This is a genomic window from Paraburkholderia sp. WS6 (assembly GCF_030464835.1).
Lineage (GTDB): Bacteria > Pseudomonadota > Gammaproteobacteria > Burkholderiales > Burkholderiaceae > Paraburkholderia > Paraburkholderia madseniana.
The window spans coordinates 111,775-134,590 of the sequence record NZ_JALQCK010000017.1; the positions used below are offsets into that span (position 1 = coordinate 111,775).

The window sequence follows — 22,816 nt, forward strand, 5'->3', positions numbered from 1 at the left end:
CTGCGTCCTTTCCTGCTCGCCAGAGGCCGGAGCAGTGATGTCGTATGAAGTGAAGTGCCTTACGTTATGGCGTCCACTCAACCGTCACAGGCCGAACAGCGCCTTGGCAATAATGTTCCGCTGGATTTCGGCCGTACCGCCGTAGATCGTGCAGGCGCGCCGGTAAAACACCTCGGCGGCAAGACCTGGCGCGTAGTCCGGTCCCACGAAGCTTTGCTCCCGCAGCGCGTGCTCTTCGTTCGGATCGGCGTAGAACACCGCGCCGTAATCGCCGATCACCTCAAGCAGCATCTCGGTCAGCTTCTGATGCAACTCGGAACCACGCACCTTGAGCATCGAACCGATGGCCATGCCACCGCTGCGCTCGTCGAGCCCTTGATGCAGGATCTTCTGCACCGCCATGTCGATGGCAAGCACTTCGAGTTCGTATTGCGCGAGCCTGACTGCGAACGTCGGATCTTCGATCAAGGGAATGCCGCCCGTACGCTCACGCATCGCATAGTGACGAATCTTGCGCAGATAGCGCTTCAGCGCCGGCGCTTCGGCGCCGAGGAAAGCGCGCTCGTTGAACAGCAGGAATTTCGTATAACCCCAGCCCTTGTTTTCTTCACCGATCAGATTCTCCACCGGGACGCGCACGTTGTCGTAAAACACTTCGGCGAGGTGATTACAACCGTCCAGCGTTGCAATGGGCCGAACCGTCACGCCAGGTGAGCTCATGTCGAGCAGCAGAAAGGAAATGCCCTTCTGCGGTTTGGCTTGCGAATCGGTGCGGACCAGAACGAAGTTCCACTGACCATAGCTGCCGAAGCTGGTCCAGATTTTCTGGCCGTTGACGACGTAGTGATCGCCATCACGAACGGCTGTCGTGCGCAACGATGCAAGGTCCGAACCCGATCCGGGCTCGGAAAAGCCCTGGGTCCAGAAGACCTCGCCACGCTGGATCGGCGGCAGGAAACGTTGCTTCTGCTCTGCATTCCCGAATTCGCAGATCACCGGCCCGACCAACGACACGCCGGCCTGATTCTGCGCGGGCGCGCCGGCCAGATAACACTCTTCCTCGAAGATATAACGCTGCGCCGCGCTCCACCCCGTGCCGCCCACCTCCACCGGCCAATGCGGCACCGACCAGCCTCGCGTTTCGTGCAGGATGCGAGTCCAGCGCAACGCATCGTCGTCGCCCGCGAGAAAGCCCTGTTGGCCGCGCCAGGCGAGATCGCGAGGTAAATGCGTATGCAGAAAATCCTGCACCTCGGTGCGGAAGGTTTTGTCCGCGGGCTCGACATGAAAATCCATCGTGTGGGTTCCTAGGGTTCGGTTCGACGGATCTCGCCTGCAGCGCTCGCGGAGCCGGCGTTTCGACCCACCAGCGTGCGGGGCGTCGGCACCGGCTCATACAGTTCGGCCACTACGTCACCGCGTCGCGCGAGGACGTTGGCCTGACTGATCGCGCCTTTTGCGCTCAATTCACCGTTATCGAGCGTAGGCGGCTCGCTCTCGAGCGCGATCCGCAAAATTCGGCTCGAACTACCGCCGGGCTGTGTCGCCAACGCGTCGAGCCCGCGCTGAAAGTGCGCACGCACCCCCGTGCTGCGGACGATCCGGTGCGCGTCCGGCGCAGGCTCGTGCAGGTCGTCGCACAACGCCCTGCACGCCTCCAGGTCCGGGAACACGAGCGCAGTGAGAAAGTCGCGATCATGGCCGGCAATCACAACGTCCCGCGCATAAGGGGAAAAAAGGTTCAACGCAAGCAGACGCAGTTCGGCCACGTTCACCCAGGTGCCGGTGGAAAGTTTGAAGTTCTCCGCGAGCCGGCCATCGAAGCGCAAACCCTTCTCCGGATGCTGCGGATCGATGAACGTGCCGGCGTCTCCCGAACAGAAATAACCCTCTTCATCAAATGACGCGGCGGTCCGTTCGGGATCCTTCCAGTAACCAGGCGTTACGCAATCGCCCGCATAGCGTATCTCCAGCTTCGCCCCAACCGGAACCACCTTGACCTTGACACCGGGCACGGGAAGCCCGGCAATCGCTTCCCGGCGTGGATCCCACGCCGCCGACATCGGCGTGGGGCCGGCTTCGGTGCCGCCAAGGCCGGACATGATCAGCACGCGCTGACCGATCGTCCTGACCGCAAGCTCGTCGAATGCGGCCCAGATGTATTCGGGCAAGCTGGCGCCGCCATAGTAGATCAACGCCAGCTTGCTGAAGAAGTTGCGCCGCAGTGCATCATCGGCACGCAGATGCGGGATCAGCGCTGCCAGGCCTTGCGGCGTATTGAGGTAGATGACCGGCGCGATTTCCCGCAAAACCTCGACGGTCGGACCGATCTGCTCCGGCGTAGGCTTGCCGGGATCCATGTAGTACGTCCCGCCGCCGTAGAGCACCATGCCGAAGTTATGCGTGCCGCCGAAGGTGTGATGCCAGGGGAGCCAATCCACCAGCACAGGAGGCGCGCTCTGAAGAAAGGCGAAGGTCTGGGCGACCTGCTGCCGGTTGCTGCACAACATTCGTTGCGAATAAATCACGCCCTTCGGCGCGCCGGTCGTACCGGACGTGAACATGATCTTGCCTACCGTACCGGGACCGACGCTTTCAAACGCCTCATCGACGGCAGCGGTAACGGGTCTCGCAAGCCAGTCAGAAAAGAGCGAAGCCGCGCGTCCTTCTGGAAGCGTGCGGCTCACGAGGCATTCGACCTCGCCGAACACATCGCGCAGGGCCCGGCCGTAGAGCGCCCCGTCGTCTGCAAACACCAGGCCTGGTGTGCACACCGCGGCGAGATGCTTGAGCTTGGAGAAGTCCTCGGACAGCAGTGAATACGCTGACGTAACCGGCACATAGGGCACACCGACATGGAGCGCCGCGAGTGCAAGCAGCGCATGTTCGAAACTGCGGTCCGAAAGGATCATCAGCGGCTTGCTGGGCGACAGGCCTCGTGCGAGCAGAGCCTCGCCGAGCGAACGTGCGCCGTCGAGCGCCTTGCGGTAGGTCAGATGCTCCCAGCCGGCGCCATCGGCTGAGCGCCGTGCAAGCAGTGGCCGCTCGGGCGCGACACTGGCCCAATGCACCAGCCGCTCAGTCAAGCGCGCCGGATAGGGCTCCAGCGCCTCCTCCAGTTCATAGACCACGCTCCCGTCAGAACGGTATTCGACAGTCGCCTTCGTACCGCCCAGGCGAATGGGGCGATACGGCACATCCATTAAAGGGTCATGTGAAAGCGGACCTGCATTCATCTCCATCGTCCTGTCGTTAGTTCGCCATGCTCGCGTGACTACTCATTTGAGGCCTTCTCCAATTCCGTCACAGCCTGCTGCGCGAACCTATATATGAACATTGGTCAAATTTAAGAACAAGAATATCGCTAAATTGCGTGTGCGTCCATCCAGACTCGCCCGATATAGGGCGCTGCCGGAACACGGCTTAGCGTGCCCGCCCGATTGATGAGTCTGCTCAGCCCAGTCTCGCAAGCTTCTTAAGCTCAGACACAAACCGACCCTGGACATCTCGTCAAATTTGAGCTATTTTATGAACGTCGTTCATATTTATAAACGATTCGGGGATGTCATCATCCTGATGTGCTGGAGAGCAAAATGGAAAGGGAAGTCGTAATTGCAAGCAGTGTTCGTACTGCGATCGGCGATTTCGGAGGCGCGCTCGCCTCCGTGGCGCCGACTCAACTGGGCGCGACCGTCGTCCGCGAAGTGCTCGCTCGCGCGTGCGTCGAAGGCGACGCGGTTGGGCACGTCGTGTTCGGCAATGTGATTCATACCGAGCCGAAAGATATGTACCTCGCGCGCGTAGCGGCACTCGAAGGTGGAATCGGCGTCGAAACGCCGGCATTGACGGTAAACCGCCTGTGCGGCTCGGGTCTGCAGGCCATCATTTCAGCCGCGCAGGCGATCTGGCTCGGTGACACCGATATCGCAATCGGCGGCGGAGCGGAAAACATGACGCGCGCGGCCTACCTCGCGACCGGCGCGCGATGGGGCGCGCGCATGGGCGACATCCGCCTGATCGACATGATGGTCGGCGCGCTGACCGATCCGTTTAGCGCGTGCCACATGGGCGTAACCGCGGAGAACATTGCAGCGAAATACGGTGTCACTCGTGACGCTCAGGACGCACTGGCCGTGGAATCGCACCGTCGAGCCGGACATGCCGTCGAAGCGGGGTATTTCGCGGAGCAGATTGTTCCCGTCGCGGTACACACAAAAAAGGGCGCGACGATGTTCGAACTCGACGAGCATGTTCGCCCCACCACTACGGTGGATGAGCTGGCGAAACTGCGCCCGGCATTTCAGAAAGACGGCACCGTGACGGCCGGCAACGCGTCTGGTCTGAACGACGGCGCTGCCGCCGTGCTGCTGATGGAGAGAAGCACGGCTGAGGCACGCGGGATCCGCCCACTCGCCAGATTGGTGGCCTACGCTCACGCAGGTGTCGATCCTCGATACATGGGCATCGGTCCTGTGCCGGCGACTCAAAAAGTCCTTCAACGCGCCGGACTGACCGTAGCGGACCTCGACGTCATCGAAGCCAACGAAGCGTTCGCGGCACAAGCCTGCGCCGTGGCAAAAGAACTGCAACTCGACCCGGCAAAGGTCAATCCGAACGGCTCCGGCATTTCGTTGGGACACCCGATCGGCGCGACAGGTGCGATGATCACAGTAAAAGCACTCCATGAACTGAAGCGAATTGACGGCCGCTATGCGCTCGTGACAATGTGTATCGGCGGTGGCCAGGGTATCGCGGCCATCTTCGAACGCATTTAAATGCAATAGGGGCGCCGGCAGAGAAACCATCGAAGGACGTGATGTGATACGCCGCCGAACAGGCGGCGCCTACACTGGCCCATTACTCCTGAATGGTTGCGACCCGGTCGCCCAGTACTTCCTTGCAAGCCTTAAGCGCGACACTCACCGCAGGAAAGCCTACATACGGAATCGCATGCAGGACGACTTCCTCCAATTCCTTCTCTGTCAACCCGTTCGCAAGCCCGATACGGACATGATTGCTGAACTCCCAGGGCGTACGTAGCGCGATCAGCATGCCCAGCGTGACAAGGCTTCTGGAGCGGCGATCGAGGCCCGGACGCGACCACGCATCACCGAACGCATTTTCGAGGGCAAGCGACGCCGCATCGGCACAGAACCCGCCGGATGCCGCGGCGGCATCCATCGCGCCCAGAAACTCCTCACCCAACATTTCCCGCACTACCTGACGTCCTTTTTCACGACTTTCTGACACGGTCCACTCCTTGTTCGTCATCGACTGTTGTAGCTCAATCTGCATTCAGGCTGCGCACGCCGCTTCGCTATCAGTCTTGCCCATCATGGTGGCAAGACGTCGGTGAATCAGTTCGCGTGCCTCCACAATCATGCGAGTCACCAGTTCTTCGCAAGTCGGGATATCGTGAATCAGGCCAATGGCGAGTCCTGCCGGAAACGTTCCGTCGTCGGTGTCGCCCGTTTCGTAAATGCGTTTTCCGCGCTCGCCGCTTACGAGCGGCTTGAGGTCGGCAAATGTGGTGCCGTCCTGGCGCTCCAGCTCGAGCACCTGCTCCGCCACTGCATTACGGAAAATACGCGAGGTGTTGTTGAGAGACCGGAAAATCAACGCGGTCATCCGCTCATCATGCTGCAGTAGTTGACGTTTGACGTTATCGTGAATCGGCGCCTCGCGCGTTGCCATGAAGCGCGTGCCCATATTGATGCCATCCGCGCCAAGTGCGAGTGCCGCAACCATCCCGCGCGCATCCGCTATGCCGCCCGATGCGAGCATAGGAATGTGTAGCCGCGCTGCTGCTGCCGGCAATAAGACGAGGTTCGGCACGTCGTCTTCGCCAGGATGACCCGCACATTCGAAACCATCGATGCTGACCGCGTCGCAGCCGATCGCCTCCGCTTTCAATGCGTGGCGCACTGACGTGCACTTGTGAATCACCTTGATACCGGCGGCTTTGAAGGCAGGCAGATACGGTTCGGGATTACGTCCGGCCGTCTCGACGATCTTGACCCCGCTCTCGACGATAACCTGTACATAGTCGTCGTACGGAACCGGCTTTATCGTTGGCAGAATAGTCAGGTTCACGGCGAACGGCATTGCGGTCATCGACCTCACGCGATCAATCTCGACGCTTAGCGCTTCGGGTGTCGACTGCGTCAATGCGGTGATGGTGCCGAGGGCACCTGCGTTTGATACCGCCGATGCCAGCTCGGCGCGTCCCACCCACATCATGCCGCCCTGCACAATCGGATAGCGAATGCCCAATAGCTCCGTAATGCGTGTTTTCATGCCCTGGTTTCCGTGAAGCAATGGAGTTCTGGCGCTGCAACTGCCATCGTGCAGACGCAACTGTCTTGAAGATGCGTATCTTCAGTGCCCCTCACCGTTCTTATTTTAGAACAATGTACAATTATATACACTTTTCAAAATCCCACCAAGACCATCATGAGATGGGAGCGGCGGCATGTCGCCCCCCACTGGGCATTTGCTCTTTGGAGCCCGATTCGAGCCGGGCAACGCATGGTGAAACACGAATTCGGGGAGACGTAGTGAATCCGCGAGACAATATCGGCGACAAGGCAGCCGTCGTTCGGTCATCACAGGCAGAGGCAAGAGGTGGTGGGGATCTCGAAGCTGGCGCGAGCACGCCAATACTCAACACCTGAATGCAGATGCCGACCCAACCGACCGGCATCGTTCAACACTGCTTAATTGAGAAGCGCGACGAAAAATACGATTGCGCCGAGCAGTGCACCCAGAAAGCAATAGCCCTCGCTTTGCCCGTCTTCGGCACGCTGCCCACGGCGCGCAAGGCAACTCACCACGCCGAAGAACGATGCACCGCCGAGCACAACAAAAATCATGACGATGTCGAAGATCGCGGAACGACCGAGTTCCTCCATCCGCCAGTCACGCAGCACCAGATAGACGGCTGCGACAACGACCGACAGCAGCAGAAGCGGAAACATCACGCGCCGCTCGTCGCGGGAGAGTTTTTGAGTCAGACGGGTCATGAGCGGTTTCCCTCAAACATATCAGTTGGGGTCATCGCGGCGCCATTGCGCGGCGTGCTTTCTGAGCGAAGCAAGTTGACTTTGCGAAGCAACGAGGTCAAGCGCGACGGCGCGCTGGGCGGAGCGGTGGAATCCGGTTCGCCAACGTCTTCGCACGACAACCCGGCGTCGACGGGCGGGGCTCCAGAACTGAGCGAGTAGTCAGCGAGAACGCCGCACAAATCGGAATACAGGAGATACATCGTTTGTCTCCAATCAGGCGATGCCAGGTGGATGCTCGTGAGGCATCTCTTGACGTTCATCGTAGGCGAGCGCGTTCCGTTATGCAACTATCCGTTCAATTATTTGGATCGGTGTTTTCACTAGTTTTCATGACGTCGCCGTGCGGACGACGGCTCATTGGCTGCATCACGGTCAGATCGACAGAGCGCCGTTTATTCCGCGACCGCACATAAAAAATCCCCGATGCCGTACTGTCGGCACCGGGGACAAACAGACATCATGTACAGGCTTCACTCGCTGCTTACAACACGATTAACGCCACCCGATCTGGGGCGAGCGCGAGTCACCCGCTACATCGGCATCCTCAGGAAATCTGGAAGCCTCCGTCGATGGCAAGCAACTGCCCAGTCACATAATCGGCGGCGGGCGACGCGAAGAACAGCACAGCACTTGCGATATCAGCGGCAACGCCCATGCGCCCCAAAGGCATGCGCCCCGGCTGCGTGATCGGCCCATGTGCCTGATGAACTTTCGTCGATGCAGCGGCGCCTTCGGTAGCGACGCCGCCTGGAAGCACGGCGTTGACGCGAATACGGTCCGCGGCGAATTCGAGGGCAGCGACTTTCGTCAGATTGTTCACGCCGGCCTTTGACGCGCCGTAATCGCCATTGTCGAAAATCACCGGTTGCAGGGATGCCACGGACGAGATATTGATGATCGACCCACCCGTTCCGGCGGCCTGCATCCGCTTGACTGCCTCACGCATACACAGGAACGTTCCACGCAGATTGACGCGCAACACGCGGTCCCATTTCTCCGCCGACGTATCGACGAAGCTCGTCTTCGGATAGATTCCCGCGTTATTCACCAGCACATCAAGCCGGCCAAGTCTGGCGTGCACGGCCTCGAACATCGCAATGATCGAGGCTTCGTCGCCAATATCGACTTTCACCGCGATCGATTTGCCCGCCGCCGTTTCAATCTGTGCGACTGTTTGCTGAGCCCCCTCCTCGTTCAGATCGGCCGCGACAACGATCGCACCGGCCGATGCCAGCAATAGCGCCGTTTCCCGCCCGATACCGGAACCTGCACCGGTCACGAGAGCAACCCGGCCGCCGAGGTTAAACAGGCTCTCCACTTTCAATGAACTCACTGCTCCTCCGATTACTCGCCACGCGAGCACTTGTTTTGTGAACGTCATTCACAAAAGTAAACAGTGCTGGGGGTGTTGTCAAGACAGAGGAAGTCCCGGGGGCGTGCGCAGTACACGATGCCAAGCTCTGTTGTCAGAGCAGAATCTCAGCGAGAGTTCATACGGACCTGACGGACCTGCTCACTTTTGCACGGTGAGCGACAGATCGCGAATGATATCGAGCATCGCGCGGTGATACGGTTTATGCGCACGATCGGTCCAGATCAGGGAGACTTCCGTATCGAGCGACGGCGATAAATCCTCGATATCGATAAACACCACGCCTTCAACCGGCAGATGTCTTGCCGAATCCAGCATCAATCCGACACCGAGTTCGTTCGCGACGAGATTGAGCATCGTATAAGGGTGACGGGCTTGCTGGGTGACCTTCGAAGACACGCCGGCATCGCGCCGGGCAGCCTCGAACGCCGCGAACACAGGTTGCGAAATCTGCTGCGGAAACATGATGAGCGGATACGTCGTGAGATCTGCCATGCTGATGCGGGTTCGCTGAGCGAGCGGCCAATTTTCCGGAACGGCGGCCACCATGCTCATACGTTCGATGACGATGCTCTCCAGTTCATGCACATCAGCAACACTCGTGACAACTACGCCGAGATCAATGCTGCCGTTCTTCACACTGGCCACAGTAAGCGCACTGCCACGCTCAATCAGGCGCACGTCGACACCGGGCCATTGTTTGCGGAGTGCATGCAGGGCAAGGGGCATGATGTGCATCGCGCACATCGGCACGAACGCAATACTGAGGCTGGCCAGTTCGTCCGCCGCCTGACGCACGCGGCGCTCCGCCAGATCCGCCTGGGCGAGCAGCGGCTTCGCCTCCGCCATCAGCGCCTCGCCGGCAGCGGTCAGTGACACCCCACGCGGCGTGCGCTCGAGCAATTTAATGCCCAGCGATTCCTCCAGACGCATGATGGACTGACTCAGCGGCGGCTGAGCCATGCCAAGCCGTGCTGCCGCGCGGCCAAAATGCCGGGTCTCCGCAACCGCGACGAAATGCCGGAGGTGACGCAATTCCATGGCGTGATATCGAGTCGATATGAGGATGGCGAAAGAATATCGTTTTTGCGCTTCCCCGGCGAGTTGCATATTCACCGTCAATGGGTACGCCTCCCCCCAGCGGCCCTACAACTGACTCGGAACGCTCGAAAATACTTGATCTGAGCGGGTCTGACGCTTCAAAGCGTCGCGACAGGCATCCGTAGCGACCTGCGGGTAAATTGCGGGTAAGAATTAATATTTTCACCCAGCAATGACCCATCAAGTCCCAACCAGAAAGGCGCTGTGCGATCCTAAGTTGCTCCTGAATAAGGATCAGCACGTCACACCAGTTTGCGGGGCCCTGAGTCGGCTCATTGAGCGTGCCGTTGACCGTCGCGAACGGATAGTTGACCACACCGTAAATATCGCCCTTGAGTGCCGAGGGCAACTCCTGCGATTCGAGGTGCAGCGGTCGCTGGAACTGATTGTGCGCGAGCTGTTGCGTCAGACTCCGGTATCTGTTGCGCAGGCTCGCCGCATTGTCGGCCGATTGCGCAAAGGCGCTCTGGCACAGGCGGCAGAACACCGCCAGCATCGTGGCTATCAGGCACTGTCGCGCTCTCCAGTTGCCTGCAGGGGATCCGGCAGGGCTGCCCATGGACGTCCTCCTACTACTGGCTCAGGTTGCGGGGCGCCGTGCGGGATCGGATCGTGGCGCGCTTGCTGCCCTCGCATTCTTGCAGGCTCTGGCGTGGTTCGTATATCCATAGTCGCCGCTGTTTTGCGATCGGGTGGAATAGACTGATAGAACTCATGCACTGCCGCCTGGCGACGTTCAAAGCGGTCGTTCGTCCGGACCGGTTGATCATCGTCAGTTGAGGAGCCCATACCAGCCTTGACGCCTTGAGGCATCAACGATCGCTGCGGCCGACCAACTGCTACCGCGTCAGCGGCTTCGTTCAACCGATGTTATCGCGGCTGGCACCGGACATTTGAACCTAGCCCAGACGTCGCACGAACGACAAATTATGTTATGTAAAGTCGAATGCTGGAGATGGCGTCAAGCTATTTCGACCGCTGTTTTGCATAAAACTGTTCCCGTTTTTTGCAGAATTTTGTTCCTGGCATCCAGACCTGAACCAAGCACCGCGTGATGCCAAAGGCCTACCTTCTCCCGCATTGCGCCAGCAACCTCAGCAGGTGCTTTCATCAGTATTCAACTCGGCGTTGCATTTAGGGCCTTCCGGAAAAGCCGCAAAATCGCCTCAAATGTTGGTCTGACGAACAACTTTCTGCAAAACCTCCTGAAGCAAACTTGTTCGCGATGTTTCTGTCAGCCGCAATTCGACAGGCCACGCGCGGGAACAAAATTATGCGAACCAACGACGGTCCAACTGCGGAACGCAGCGGTTCTTGAAGGCCAGTTTCGCCCACTTGGATATCCTGCTGCGCGTCCTATACTAAAAGGGAGCCGCGCGGAAGCCGGCCCCTGAAGCAGAAACGGGCGAGAAATCGTTCATTGGGGCGCGGTAGCGGGGCCACGGAAACGCCTGCGTGAATAGCGCGGGCGTTTTCTTTGGGGGCCTGATGAACGCCACGCCGCAAGTGTCGGCATGCTCACCAGCGCCGATCTTACAGGCCCCATGCCATTCAGTGGCATCGTCTCGGGCACGGGTCCTCACTAATATGTGCGAAGTGTGGCTACGCCCGCATGAGCGGGTGCAAGGTAACTTGCCCCGGTCACGCACCGCGCAAGCGGGCAAATGCCCCGCTTTGTCGTGCCCGTTGGTCAGCGGTCCTGCCTCGTGTCCCATACCCGGAGCACGAAGATTGTGGCGGGGGGATCGGCGTATGCGGGTTTGATTTCGAGATGGATTTCGTATCGTCCGCCCAGGCACACCCACTTGTGAACCTCGCGGGGCGGCGGGCCGTCGTACCCGTCCAGTTCTTCCCCGAGCCGATGGTGGTGGTCCTCACCCAGCTTCTTCGCTTCGGCCAACAGTGCCTTTACTACCTTTCGCGCCACTGTGACGTCGTTGTAAAGCTTGACGTGATCAGCGATTTGACCGAGGTCGGACATGGCCTTGCTGGTCAGTTCAACAGGCACGGTCATGCACGCGTCACCGGCCGTTCGTTTTGCGTCCCGATGCTATCCGCCCACCCTTCGGCTTGCTCCATCGAAACCACACGGCCTGCGTCAACGTCGTCCAGGCCCTCCTGGATCAGACGTCGCCTTTCCTTTTCACGCGCCAAATACGCGATCAAGGCTTTCTTAATGATCCATTGCTTCGGGCGTTCGATCTGCTCGGCCAGGGCGTCAACCTCCTCGGCCAACGCCACGGGTACCTGCGCAGTCAGGGTCCGGGTTGTCGCTGTTGCGGTCATTGATGCCTCAATTATGAGTTTCCAATAGTTTCTATTGTAAAACAATAAATTGACTGTGGCGAATCGCCTGAAGGCCTGCGCCTTCCCGCAAACGCTGTCACACAGCGTATCGGAGATGCCTCGCTCCCACCTCCCTTCGGCAGAAATCGTCCTGTGGGCACGTGGACCATCCGCCGGCGTGTGTCAACCTGGACCGGAAAATGCTCAGCCGACTGGCCCACGCGCGGTCAATTCCGCCCTCTTAACTTCTGATGCAACGAGTTCAACATCCCGCCCTATTTTTCATGCTGACAAGTCATACTCGACGGCCTGGTCCTATCAGCGAAAAGCCTTGCTCCTGGCCCGCGAGCTGTATATATTTACAGTACTGTATTTTTGTACAGCACTGGCGGGATGATGGAGCATCTGGTCAGGGTCTACAACGAAAGGGACCGCCGAACGCTCGAATGGCTGCGTCGGCACGTCGGTGATTCCGCGATTGCAGTCACAGTCGAACGGTGTGCCGGATCCGGCAAACCTTATCTCTCTGCCGGTTGCAAACACCTGGGTGTCAAGACCCCGGTGTTTTCCGTTCCACACCAAACTCCCAGTCCGGTGGCCGAAGAGTCTCTTGCTGCGATCCGAAGCATTCTCCCGGCGCGTTCAGCGTCGATGGTTTCCAAACTCGGCGCTATGCGTTAGCGGTGGTTCCCGCTGGCTTGTATCAGCGTCAGGGAACAGAGCTGCTGCCCCAGTCTGGACCAGGACGATCCGCGAAATCATGTCGGTCATGGTATTAACCCGCCGTTGTCAATGGCTTGCTGTCCAGTTTGGGGCAAGCAGCGAACCTATCCAGTATGCACTACTAAAAAAACTGAGATTAGTCCGCTCAAGTCGCGCTTTGCGCATTGACGGGCGCGTGATTGACCCCTGCGCCCACCTAATTGTCGGGCGCATCCCACCTGCCTGGCGCACGATGGACGCCGAAGGACACGCGTGGCCTTCGGTCGCGCATCCGCTTCAGTCCAGGTCTCACACAGAAAGGTACGGCGCCCTTTTCTCGATCGTATGATCCGCATCATGCGTCTCCTCGTATCGGCTTGCCACATCCGCCGTACACGTGACGGACCTGCGCTCACGACAACGTCGAAGGTTGTTGTAGGGAAATAAAATTATAATGGCGAGGCCCATTCATTTTCGGATCGGCCGCATGATGTGTCCCTCTCATGCCGCGAAAGAGCATTGGGCGTCCTGACCTTCTGGCATCAGACCCGCTGCTCCGCTCAAGCCGATCCATCGTATTCAGCCATGCATACTCAGTTCCGCTTTTCCTCCGCGGCTTTCGTGCTTGCGCTAGCGAGCGCACTGTCTGCGTGCTCGACGCCGAAGCCGCTTTACCAGCAAGAACAGTTCGACGCAGGCGATAGCCCCTATATGCACAGGTTCGGCGCGAAGGCGGAACCCGCTTGTGAAGCCGCCCGCCGTGCGTTGCTCAGCCAGGGATATATCGCCAGTTCGACGAGGCCCGATTCGGTCGATGGATCGAAAAATTTCCAGCCCACTAGCGATTCTCACGCAGTGATTGAAATCCACGTGGTCTGCACAACCGACGACCCGAAAAGCACCAGCAGTACGGCGTACGTGAACGCGGTGCAGGATCGCTATGCGCTGAAGAAGAGCAACACGTCGGCGAGCGTCGGACTGAGCGTATTCGGATCGCTGTCGCTGCCGATCGGCTCGAGCGATGACTCGATGGTGAAGGTTGCGAGCGAGACGATTCCTGCCGGCGTTTTCTATCAGCGTTTCTTCGCGCTAGTCGATCACTACCTGAAGGCCGACTCCACCCAGCCTGCCGCTGTTGCCACCGCTGCAGCGCCAAAGGAGGCGCTGCCATCAATGAACGACGCCGTGCCGCCAATCGGAGCAGCCCAGACAGGCGGTCGTGGTGCCGCTGACGACCACTGAGTTCGCGAGGGTATTGCCCTGATTCTGCGCAAGCACCAGCCTCAATTGCTGGTACTGGCCTGCCGCCAGCGGCGCGCGGCCGAGATCGGTCAGAACGCCGTTGGTCAGCGACAGCAGATCGACCTTCTGCGGTGCCGGCAGCGCAATGTCGGTCCAGCCGCTGTCAGTATCGCCGGCTGTCGAGCTGGCGTTGACGCGCACTTTGTCGACCGTCACGTAGACGTGGTCGAAGCCACAGGAGGCGCATCGGTCATTGCGACGTGAAGCGTACCTGTCGCCGGGCCTGCTCCGTCTCCACCACCACCGCCGCCACATCCGGACAGCATCACTGGCACAGCCAGCAAACCGGTCAATGTCTTCAGAATCGTCCTCATGGTGAAACAACGCCCCCTTGTTTTTGGTGGTCGAAGAATACAAAAAGGGGGGACGGAAAACTTTAGACGATTTGCAACGAAGCGTAACTTCTTGCGCGGCATCCGGTGGCCGCAGGTTGCGATTGGCCAACATCGCATGCTGTTCGGCAACTAGACTGCGCCGTCAGACGACCTCATTGATTGGCTTCGAATGCTTTGTCGAGGTCGTTGCAACATGTTTCATCCGCTTACTTCGCCGGATTCTGGCGACGTGTTCCGCGCAGTCGCGACGCACGTCAATTTTCGTAGCGTGCATACGGTTGCGGGCGTGCGACGCGCATCGTCGCGCGCCGAATGTTACAAAAAATTTCATGCCGCTGCCTTTCGTACGACCTAAATTCCTTTCCATTCCTCCAGGTGATCGTCATTAGCGCTGGACAGCGCGCCGAGATTGCCGAAATGCCGGGCACCAGGGAAGGTTGACTGTTCGTAGACGGAATCGTAGCCGACGCGCTGGCGGTCCCCAGCGCTGGCGGCCTGTGACATGGAAGCGGCAGTGGGTACCGGCGAACGACAACGGCGGAAAAGACTTTCCGGCAATGCCAACGTGGAAATTTCCGGCAAAGGGTGCAAAGCCAATCGAGCTATCAGCTGCTGCCGTGCCGCTGCCGCTCGTCCTGTTACGGGTCGCATATAGATGAGGAGTCTTCCATGCGACGCAACAAGCCTGGTGCATTTCTGATCGGAATTCCCTTTGCCGCGATGCTGGCGGCCAGCACGACGAGCTGGGGCGCCCCCACGCTGGTCTCGGGTCCCAGCCCGTTTGCAAGCTGTACCGTTGGCGGACCCGGCACCGTCTACGTGAACGCGGAGGTCGAACCCTGGATGGCTGTGAATCCTGCCAATCCGTCGAACCTCATCGGGGCGTGGCAACAGGATCGCTGGTCGAACGGCGGTGCGCATGGGCTGGTTGCCGGCTTCTCGTTTGATGGTGGTCAGACATGGAAACAGACGAATCTGCCTTTCAGCGTGTGCGCAGGTGGACTCGGGTACGAGCGCGCCTCTGACCCTTGGGTGTCCATTGGGCCGGACGGGACCGCCTACTCCGTATCGATCTCGTTTAACCAGTCCAACAACAACAATGCAGTCGCCGCGGCCGTTTCACGGGATGGCGGCCAAAGCTGGGGGAACCTGAGCGTCCTCATCGCCGACAACGAGCCCACGCTGCAGTTCTTCAACGACAAGGAGTCAGTGACGGCCAATCCCATCAAGGCAGGGGTCGCCTATGCAGTTTGGGACCGGCTCGAACTGCCGAACGGCAACCCATACGCCAACCTGCACACTGCCGCGTTCCGAGGGCCGTCGATGTTCTCGAAGACCGTCGACGGCGGTCTCACATGGAGTTCACCATCGGTCATCGTGAGCGTGCCGTCACGCCAGCAGACGATCGGCAACCAGATCGTGGTCAATTCGCAGGACGGGACACTGTATGACTTTTTCGACCTGATCAGTCCACCGTTCAAAAAATCGGCCGGCAAGGTTGCGTTCACCAAGTCGACCGACGATGGCGCAACGTGGACGAAACCACAGATCATCGCCGGGCTGGAGACCGTCCCGGTCACGGATCCCAACACCGGCGAAGCGGTGCGCACGGGCGACATCATCCCCGAACCGGCGATCGATCCAGCGACGGGACAACTCTACGTTGTCTGGCAGGACTCGCGTTTCAACGGCGGCCAGTATGACGAGATCGCCTTCTCGACGTCCACGAATGGCGGTGCATCGTGGACCGCGCCCATGCGGGTGAACACACCCTCAGGGCGGCCAGCGTTCAATCCGTCGGTTCGCGTGAATTCCGCAGGTACGGTCGCTGTCACGTACTACGATTTCCGCGACCTGGCGGCGGATAACAAGTCGACGCTGCCGACAAACTACTGGCAAACGACGTCGACCAACGGCGGGGGGAGCTTCGGCAGCGAGTTGCGACTGTCCGGTCCGTTCGATCTGAAAACGGCGCCAGTAGCGGAGGGATTCTTCCTGGGGGACTATTCAGGTCTGGACACGCGGGGAAATGCGTTCCTGTCGTTCTTTGTGCAGACGAACCCGGGCAACACCTCTAATCGCACGGATGTTTTCTTTGTTGCGCCGTAACGTCGGGTAGTCTGGCCGAGGCAGGCACAGACCGCCCAGATGCTGCTGGGCGGTCGTAGTCGGTTGAACGCGAGCGGCTGGTTTGGACGACGACGCGACAGACATCATCTGCGCACAAAGGTCCGTTGTCTGGACGGAACCGATGTTCGAACGTCCGTGTGAAACGGTGGAACAAAATCCGCAGAAGGCCGGCTGCTGGTGCACGGACCGGCAATCCGTGCGCCAGCACTCATCCGGCCAGTGACAAATTTCCTTCGCGTTGACCAAACACCTGTTCCCGAGGCGCGACCGCCATGGGAACCTCGCGTCGTCGCGAGTGGGCACCTTTACTGCCGCAACGGTGGCAGATTTAATCCGGTCTACGCGTGGCGAGCCTATTTTGCAGTCGACGGCATCACCGACGTCGCCGCCTTTCCCGACCACATCGGTGACATCCGCTTTGTCCGGCAGCTCCCCGGCAAGGTAGCCGGGCTGCGCAACATGAATGAACGCCCGAGAAGGCTCTACGCCACAGGCGAGATCGAGGCCGTGGACATGCGGGCGGCCGGCCAGCTGCTGCATGAGCAGATCAACCGGGTGCTCGATCTCGTTCGCTTCGAGTACGACCACGCGAACATCAGCGTCGCGGATGACTTTGCCGCGTGCCGCTCCGCCGGCGGGTACTGGCGTGTGCTGCCGATTCCGAAGGTGGTGCCCAATCCGCGCGCGGCCGTCAGCGGCGAGGAGCTGCACCGGTTCGCCGGCAATGTCAGCCGCCTTGTGACCGGCGAGCGGTTTTCGCAGGAGGGGCGTGACAGGGTACTGGCTGCCTTCCGCCTGTATCGGACGGGCGCGGATACGACCAACTTCGAGAACAAGCTCGTCAACTGGTGGACCGGGCTGGAACAGCTTGCGAAGGGCGGAGGAGGAACCAGCTCGATCGGCGGGGCGGTCGAGTCAAGTCTGACGCCCGTGCTGATGGGGGTCTCGATCGCCAACCACCTCGGCGCCTATCGCGAGGTGTTGCTGGAGCAGTCGATCGAACTCGTCGATCCGGGCGACGGTCAGCCGGTTGCGCTCAAAGAACTGGACCTCGCGCAGCTCTACACTGTCCTTGCTCAACCGGCGCATCGCCAGACGATCAACGACCGGCTGCGGGACCTGCCGTTCACACAGATGCGCTTTGACCAGTTCATGGGTTTCCTCGCCTCGCCGACCGACATGAAGACAGTTCTTGCGTTCCGGTGCAAATCGGAGGAGCCGGTAGGTTACGCTCGGGTGTTGACGAGCGCGAGCAGGCAATGAGTAAGCTGATAGACATCGACAGGCTGTTCAACGGCCGCCACTTTGACCGCGAAGTCATTGTCCTGTGTGTGCGTTGGTATCTGCGTTACAAGCTTAGCCTTCGAGACCTCGTTGAAATAATGGCCGAGCGCGGCCCGTCGCTGGCGCACACTACGATCATGCGCTGGGTCAAACGCTTCGCGCCGGAGTTCGTCAAGCGCTGGAATCGATTTGCGAGATCCGCTGGCCGTTCATGGCGAGTCGACGAGACGTATGTGAAGGTCCGTGGCAAATGGGCCTATCTTTACCGTGCAGTTGACCGCGCAGGAAAGACGGTCGACTTCCGGCTCAGCGCCAGGCGCGATGTCGCTGCGGCTAAGGCTTTCTTCGTGAAGGCGATCAACAGTCAAGGGCTCGCCCCGAAGACCATCACGCAGGACGGCTACGCGGCGTCTCACCGCGCGGTGCGCGAAATGAAGACTGACGAGTTGCTTCCCGAGGACACGACGTTGCGATCGTCGAAGTATTTGAACAACTTAATCGAGCAGGATCATCGCAACATCAAGTCCAGGGTCAATGCGATGCTCGGCTTCAAACGCTTCAGGAACGCCGCCGTTACTATCTCAGGCATCGAATTGATGCATGGCATTCGAAAGGGTCAGTTTAACCTCACACAGCCGCGCCTCAAAGATACCACTGCGCCTGCAGTTTGGATGGCAGTCCTCTCAGATCGATGATGTAACGGCGATTAGTCGTCTATCTTTCGCTCGCGCCGGTAATTTGCACCAGAGCCGGTCGGGTCGCATTCCGTATTGCGCTACTGGGATGGGAAGTTATGGCATGCAGATGGACAAGTCTGCAGTAAACAGGACTGGCCGCGCAGATTACAAAATCCAGTCCTGATACGGCAGACAAATCTAGTCCCCTCAGAAAACCCGCAACCAGTTGTAAACGAAATTCTCAAGCATAGCGCCCATGCCGCGTCGCGCCATCAAGCTCAGGCATCTCGAGGAACCAGTGTGCTTCCTTCAAGATGAAATCAGGTTCGCCGTTGACCTCCACACGTCGATGTCGTTACACTCGATGTCTGGCCATCGCTCCTTCGCCTCCCGGCTCATGGATCTAAAGCAGATTCAGTATTTCATCGCGCTGTTCGAAGATGGCTCCGTAACGCGGGCCGCGAAGCGGCTCAATATCGTGCAGCCCGCGCTCAGCATGCAGATCTCCAAGCTTGAAACGGAACTGAACAGCCAGCTCTTTGAGCGCGGCCCGCATGGCATGACCCCCACCGACGCCGCACGGCAGATGTACCGCCTCTACATGCCGATCATGCGCGACATCGACCACGCGCGCGAGCAGCTCTGCCGGCACGATGTGATCGTGGCCGGGCGTATCTCGCTCGGGATGGTGGCGTCGGAAGCGCAGAGCGTCCTGCCGGAATCGCTCGCGCTATTCAACGCGCTCTACCCACATGTCGAGGTGTCGGTGGCCGATGGTTTCAGCGCGCAACTGATCGACGCGGTGGAAGCGGGCCGGCTCGACGCGGCCATCATCAACCGGCCCCGCGGGCGCCTGTCGCTCGATACGTCTCCACTGGTAGTCGAAGAGATGGTGCTCGTCACGAGCGCGGAACACGGCCCTGCGCTGCCCGACACCATTACGGCATCCGCGCTGACGGAGCTCGAGCTCGTGCTGCCGACGCGCCGCAACGGCCTGCGCGGCGTGCTCGACGCCGCGCTGCTGAATGCCGACATCGTGATCAAGCCGCAGTTCGAGATCGACCTGCTGACCACGATCGTGCAATTTGTCGAACAAAGCAGCATCGCGACGATCATGCCGCGCGTGGTCGTGCAGCGGAAGGTCGACGACAGCCTGCTGCGCGCGACCCCGATCTCGGCGCCGCGCATCGTGCGTCACATCGTTTGCGTGAGCCATCCGAAGCGGCCGATCGGTCCTGCCACGACCCAGCTCATCGACATCATCGCCGACCAGATCCGCCGCGTCACAACGGGGATCGAGATCGCGGACCCCGATCCGGCCAACGGCAACCAGGCGTGAGCCGCTTCGCTGGTGCTGTCCTTCCGCCGGCTGGCGCGCGTCGCTACGCGCATCGCTGCGGATAGCGAACGGCGCGACGCAAGTCGGCCTATCGCGCGCGGTCGCGCGATCAGTACGGGTCGCGCACCGGCGTGTTGTCGAGCTTGCCGAGCGTCTCCGGCACGACGAACGCGCCGACGAGAAAGATCACGCTGATCGCGCCGACGAACACGGCAAGCGTCATCGGTAGATCGAGTGGCGTCTTCGCGACCAGCGAGACGAGCGTGGGCATCATCCCGCCGATCGCAAAGCCAATATTCCACGACAGACCCGTGCCGGTCGCGCGGATCGCCGTCGGAAACCGCTCGTTCAGGAAGATCAGAATCGGCGCATAACCGGCGCTGCCGAGCGCACTCAGGATGACCGCGTAGACACCGACCATCGTGATGGTCTGTGCCGTCGGCAACAGGAGGAACAACGCGGGTAATGCAAACAGACGGATTGCGCCGAGCAGGATGAAGGTCCGTTTGCGGCCGATGAACGTGCTCAGGTGACCGGCCGCGACCGATGCGATCACCACGGCCACGCTGCACAACATAAGGATCGCAGCAGCCGTCCCATTCGGTGCGTGGTTGACGACCTTGAGGAAGGTCGGCAGGTAACCCGACGTCAGGTAATAGCCGCTGCCGCCGCCGATCGTCAGCAGCAGGTTGACGAACAGGATCGAACGATAGTCGCGCGAGAACAGCGTGCGGATCGGCGAACGAACCACCTCGACCGGCGCGTTACGCGTCTTGTCGGCGGCGGCACGCGCGGCCTTTTCCGCGGCAATCTTTTTCCACAGCGGCGATTCTTCGAGACTGTTGAAGACGAAGAGTCCGAGCACCGAGCTGATGATCCCGGTGAAGAACATGCAGCGCCAGCCCCACACGTCGAACAGGTCGCCGGGAAACAGCGACGACATCGCGAGATACGTCAGCGAAGCGAGCAGCGCACCAAGGCCTGCCCCTCCGCCGCCAATCAGCCCCGACACCGCGCCGCGATACTTCAGCGCAACGGATTCCGTGCCGATCGTGTGCGTCGACGCCACCACGCCGCCGACGAATACGCCCTGCACGAGACGCAGCAGCAGAAAGAGCACCGGCGCGATCACGCCCACCTGTGCAACGGTCGGCAGCAAACCGAACGCCGCCGTCGACAGACCGACACCGACCACCGCGAGAATCATCGCGCCCTTGCGGCCGCGCCGGTCCGCATACGAGCCGAACAACGCGGATCCGAGCGGCCGCATCAGCAGCGTGACTGCGAACGACGCATACACCGCGGCGAGCGACAGCATCGCGTGTTCGGAGGGGAAGAACAACCGGCCGACCACCGGTGCGACGAACAACAGGACGAACAGATCGAACAGATCGAGCGCCCATCCCAGACACGAGGCTACCACTGCGCCCATCACCTGCCGCCTGTTGATTGCGGGCACGGCGGCGCCACTTTGCGCTGCAACGGACATCATCATCTCCTAAGTTAATACCGGGCTGGCCCAGATGTGAACTCACCCGATGTGCGACGCGCTTCGGCCTCGTGAAAGGCACGGCGCGCTCTTGTTACGTTGACGAAAATCGTTATGACGTCAGGCGAGCCAGACCGCGCTGGTCTTGCGCCGCAAACTGCGTCTTGCCGAGCATCGCGTCGGCGATCTTCTCGGCGATCATGATGGTCGGAATGTTCGTGTTGGCTGACGGCAGACGCGGCATCAGCGAAGCATCGACCACCCGTAGCCCATGCGCGCCATGCACTCGCCCTTCGGTATCCGTCACGGCGCTGCGCTCGCGCGCGTCGCCCATCCGGCAAGTACCGCTCGCATGCCAGACGCCGAACACGTTCGCGCGAATGAAGTCGTTCAATGCGCGCTCGTTTGTGAGTACCGACGACATCTGCACGCCGCGCGTGAAGAAGCGTTCGATCAACGCCCGACGCATCGGTGCGGGTGTATCGAGCAGCAGCCCCAGCAGCGACGTGATCACCGCATTGGCTTTACTCACGCGGCTCAACGCCTTCACGCGCGGCGAAAAAGCGGCGGGGAAAAAGTCGCGCTGATCCTCGCTCAGGCCCGAGGCCGCGACCACACGCGCCAACATGCGCACGCCCGCGGCGAGCCGCGCGACATCGCGTTCGTCGTCGAGCAGATTTAGATCGACCTGCGGTGCGGCGACCGGATCGCTCGAAACGAGCTGCACGCGGCCGCGCGAATACGGACGGTTGCACCACAGGAAAAACAGGCCAAGCCGGCTACCGAGTGCATGCCACGCGGCGCGCGTCGCGCTCGACAGGTACAGATCGGACGCCTCGCAATCCGCGACGCCCGACGTGAATCGCGCTGCCGTCATGCTGGCGCTGCGCCGCGCGAGCGGCATGCGAAAGCGCGGCTCGAGAAAATGACAGAACGTCAGCGACGGATGGTCCTGCAGATTCCGCCCGACGCCCGGCAGATCGAGCACACACTCGATGCCGCGTGCGGCCACCCCTTCCATCACGATGCGCTCGACGCGCAGGTTCGAAAAGATATGCAGGTTCGGCCGCTTGCGTGTTTCTGCATCGAGATAGGCGACCGCGGTCGATACGCGCCGGTCGTCGCGATTCGAAAACGCGCCCGGAAAATAGCCGTCGTCGAACTGCGCGTTCTGGTCCTGCAACGCCGCGAAGCCGTTGCTGCGCAATCCGTGGGCGAACGCGTTGCAAAACGGCGGCCACTGCTGCGGCATGATGCGGCGGATCGGCACCGGTCCATCCGCACCGTGCAGCGGACCATATGGAAAGTCGACGTCGCTCTCGAGCTTGCGAAAATACGGCAGCACGTCATCCCACGCCCAGCCTGCCGCACCGCTCGCGGCCCAGTCGTCGTAGTCCCGCGGCAGGCCGCGATTGGCCGACTGCACGTTGATGCTCGAACCGCCACCCATCACGCGGCCCTGCTCATAGACTTTAGCCGCCGACTTCCGCGTGGCCTTCGCCTTGAGCTCAGGCCAGATCCAGGTCTCCCCGCAGAAAACAGGCATCGGGTAGCTGTCGAGGATCGCCTCCGGCACCGCGCCCGGCGGCGTATCCGCACCCGCCTCGATCAATGCGACGCTCACCGACGGCACGGCCGACAGCCGATGCGCGAGCACGCATCCTGCCGACCCACCGCCGACGATCACATAATCGAAACGCGCGCTTACCCGCTCCATGCCTGTCTCCTGAATTGC

General features: G+C 60.5%; 17 protein-coding genes and 2 pseudogenes. 6 read left to right on the forward strand and 13 right to left on the reverse strand.

The genetic code is table 11. The features are described 5' to 3' along the window. Positions 1-84 precede the first annotated feature (84 nt). Positions 85-1,296 (reverse strand): acyl-CoA dehydrogenase family protein, encoded by a 1,212-nt coding sequence (locus M0D64_RS21160; protein WP_154558332.1) that lies wholly within the window; start codon positions 1,294-1,296, stop codon positions 85-87. An 11-nt stretch (positions 1,297-1,307) separates the two neighbouring features. Continuing rightward, positions 1,308-3,236: an AMP-binding protein gene (locus tag M0D64_RS21165; RefSeq protein ID WP_266259088.1), complete on the reverse strand. Its 1,929-nt coding sequence runs from the start codon at positions 3,234-3,236 to the stop codon at positions 1,308-1,310. A 357-nt stretch (positions 3,237-3,593) separates the two neighbouring features. Between M0D64_RS21165 and bktB the strand changes: the two genes are divergently transcribed. After that, complete coding sequence (gene bktB / locus M0D64_RS21170; protein ID WP_266259089.1) at positions 3,594-4,775, forward strand: beta-ketothiolase BktB; 1,182 nt, start codon at positions 3,594-3,596, stop codon at positions 4,773-4,775. Between the two features lie 82 nt (positions 4,776-4,857). On the opposite strand, the gene M0D64_RS21175 is transcribed toward bktB, so the two are convergent. From M0D64_RS21175 to M0D64_RS21210, 8 genes and pseudogenes are all read right to left on the reverse strand, one after another. Further along, the gene (locus tag M0D64_RS21175) at positions 4,858-5,295 is read right to left on the reverse strand and encodes a carboxymuconolactone decarboxylase family protein (protein WP_233464726.1); all 438 of its coding nucleotides are present in this window, start codon (positions 5,293-5,295) and stop codon (positions 4,858-4,860) included. Beyond that, positions 5,296-6,297: a nitronate monooxygenase family protein gene (locus tag M0D64_RS21180; protein WP_266259090.1), complete on the reverse strand. Its 1,002-nt coding sequence runs from the start codon at positions 6,295-6,297 to the stop codon at positions 5,296-5,298. A gap of 419 nt (positions 6,298-6,716) precedes the next feature. After that, positions 6,717-7,022, reverse strand: coding sequence for a hypothetical protein (locus M0D64_RS21185; RefSeq protein WP_154558328.1), 306 nt, complete (start codon positions 7,020-7,022; stop codon positions 6,717-6,719). Between the two features lie 586 nt (positions 7,023-7,608). Continuing rightward, positions 7,609-8,397 (reverse strand): SDR family NAD(P)-dependent oxidoreductase, encoded by a 789-nt coding sequence (locus M0D64_RS21190; RefSeq protein ID WP_233464725.1) that lies wholly within the window; start codon positions 8,395-8,397, stop codon positions 7,609-7,611. Between the two features lie 180 nt (positions 8,398-8,577). Then, a pseudogene (locus M0D64_RS21195) lies at positions 8,578-9,411 on the reverse strand (LysR family transcriptional regulator); the annotation flags it as partial. After that, on the reverse strand, positions 9,341-10,033 hold the full coding sequence (locus M0D64_RS21200) for a hypothetical protein (RefSeq protein WP_266259126.1): 693 nt from the start codon (positions 10,031-10,033) through the stop codon (positions 9,341-9,343). The gene M0D64_RS21200 and the pseudogene M0D64_RS21195, both read right to left, overlap by 71 nt. Before the next feature lie 1,194 nt (positions 10,034-11,227). Beyond that, the gene (locus tag M0D64_RS21205; protein WP_266259092.1) at positions 11,228-11,551 is read right to left on the reverse strand and encodes a type II toxin-antitoxin system RelE/ParE family toxin; all 324 of its coding nucleotides are present in this window, start codon (positions 11,549-11,551) and stop codon (positions 11,228-11,230) included. Further along, positions 11,548-11,823: a CopG family ribbon-helix-helix protein gene (locus M0D64_RS21210; RefSeq protein WP_154567051.1), complete on the reverse strand. Its 276-nt coding sequence runs from the start codon at positions 11,821-11,823 to the stop codon at positions 11,548-11,550. Before M0D64_RS21210 ends, M0D64_RS21205 begins: the two co-directional genes overlap by 4 nt. Positions 11,824-13,110: 1,287 nt before the next feature. On the opposite strand from M0D64_RS21210, the gene M0D64_RS21220 reads away from it, so the two are divergent. Continuing rightward, the gene (locus M0D64_RS21220; protein WP_266259093.1) at positions 13,111-13,767 is read left to right on the forward strand and encodes a DUF2242 domain-containing protein; all 657 of its coding nucleotides are present in this window, start codon (positions 13,111-13,113) and stop codon (positions 13,765-13,767) included. Here M0D64_RS21220 and M0D64_RS21225 read toward each other — a convergent pair. Next, positions 13,750-14,141 (reverse strand): annotated as a pseudogene (locus M0D64_RS21225) (DUF4382 domain-containing protein); the annotation flags it as partial. The gene M0D64_RS21220 and the pseudogene M0D64_RS21225 overlap by 18 nt on opposite strands. Before the next feature lie 690 nt (positions 14,142-14,831). Here M0D64_RS21225 and M0D64_RS21230 point away from each other — a divergent pair. The 4 genes from M0D64_RS21230 (at position 14,832) to M0D64_RS21245 (ending at position 19,592) form a co-directional block, all read left to right on the forward strand. Beyond that, entirely contained in the window at positions 14,832-16,271 is a 1,440-nt protein-coding gene (locus M0D64_RS21230) for a sialidase family protein (protein WP_266259095.1), read from the forward strand. Positions 16,272-16,511: 240 nt separating this feature from the next. Continuing rightward, positions 16,512-17,555, forward strand: coding sequence for a hypothetical protein (locus M0D64_RS21235; protein WP_266259096.1), 1,044 nt, complete (start codon positions 16,512-16,514; stop codon positions 17,553-17,555). After that, positions 17,552-18,271, forward strand: a complete 720-nt coding sequence (locus M0D64_RS21240) for an IS6 family transposase (protein ID WP_266259097.1) — start codon at positions 17,552-17,554, stop codon at positions 18,269-18,271. The genes M0D64_RS21235 and M0D64_RS21240 overlap by 4 nt, the downstream gene beginning before the upstream one ends. A 379-nt stretch (positions 18,272-18,650) precedes the next feature. Then, entirely contained in the window at positions 18,651-19,592 is a 942-nt protein-coding gene (locus tag M0D64_RS21245) for a LysR family transcriptional regulator (protein ID WP_266259128.1), read from the forward strand. A 109-nt stretch (positions 19,593-19,701) separates the two neighbouring features. On the opposite strand, the gene M0D64_RS21250 is transcribed toward M0D64_RS21245, so the two are convergent. Together M0D64_RS21250 and M0D64_RS21255 are read right to left on the reverse strand one after the other, a co-directional pair. Continuing rightward, positions 19,702-21,081 carry an MFS transporter gene (locus M0D64_RS21250; protein ID WP_266259098.1) on the reverse strand — a complete coding sequence of 460 codons (1,380 nt, stop codon included), beginning with the start codon at positions 21,079-21,081 and terminating at the stop codon, positions 19,702-19,704. A gap of 112 nt (positions 21,082-21,193) precedes the next feature. After that, positions 21,194-22,798: a GMC family oxidoreductase gene (locus M0D64_RS21255; protein WP_266259099.1), complete on the reverse strand. Its 1,605-nt coding sequence runs from the start codon at positions 22,796-22,798 to the stop codon at positions 21,194-21,196. Between the last annotated feature and the right edge of the window lie 18 nt (positions 22,799-22,816).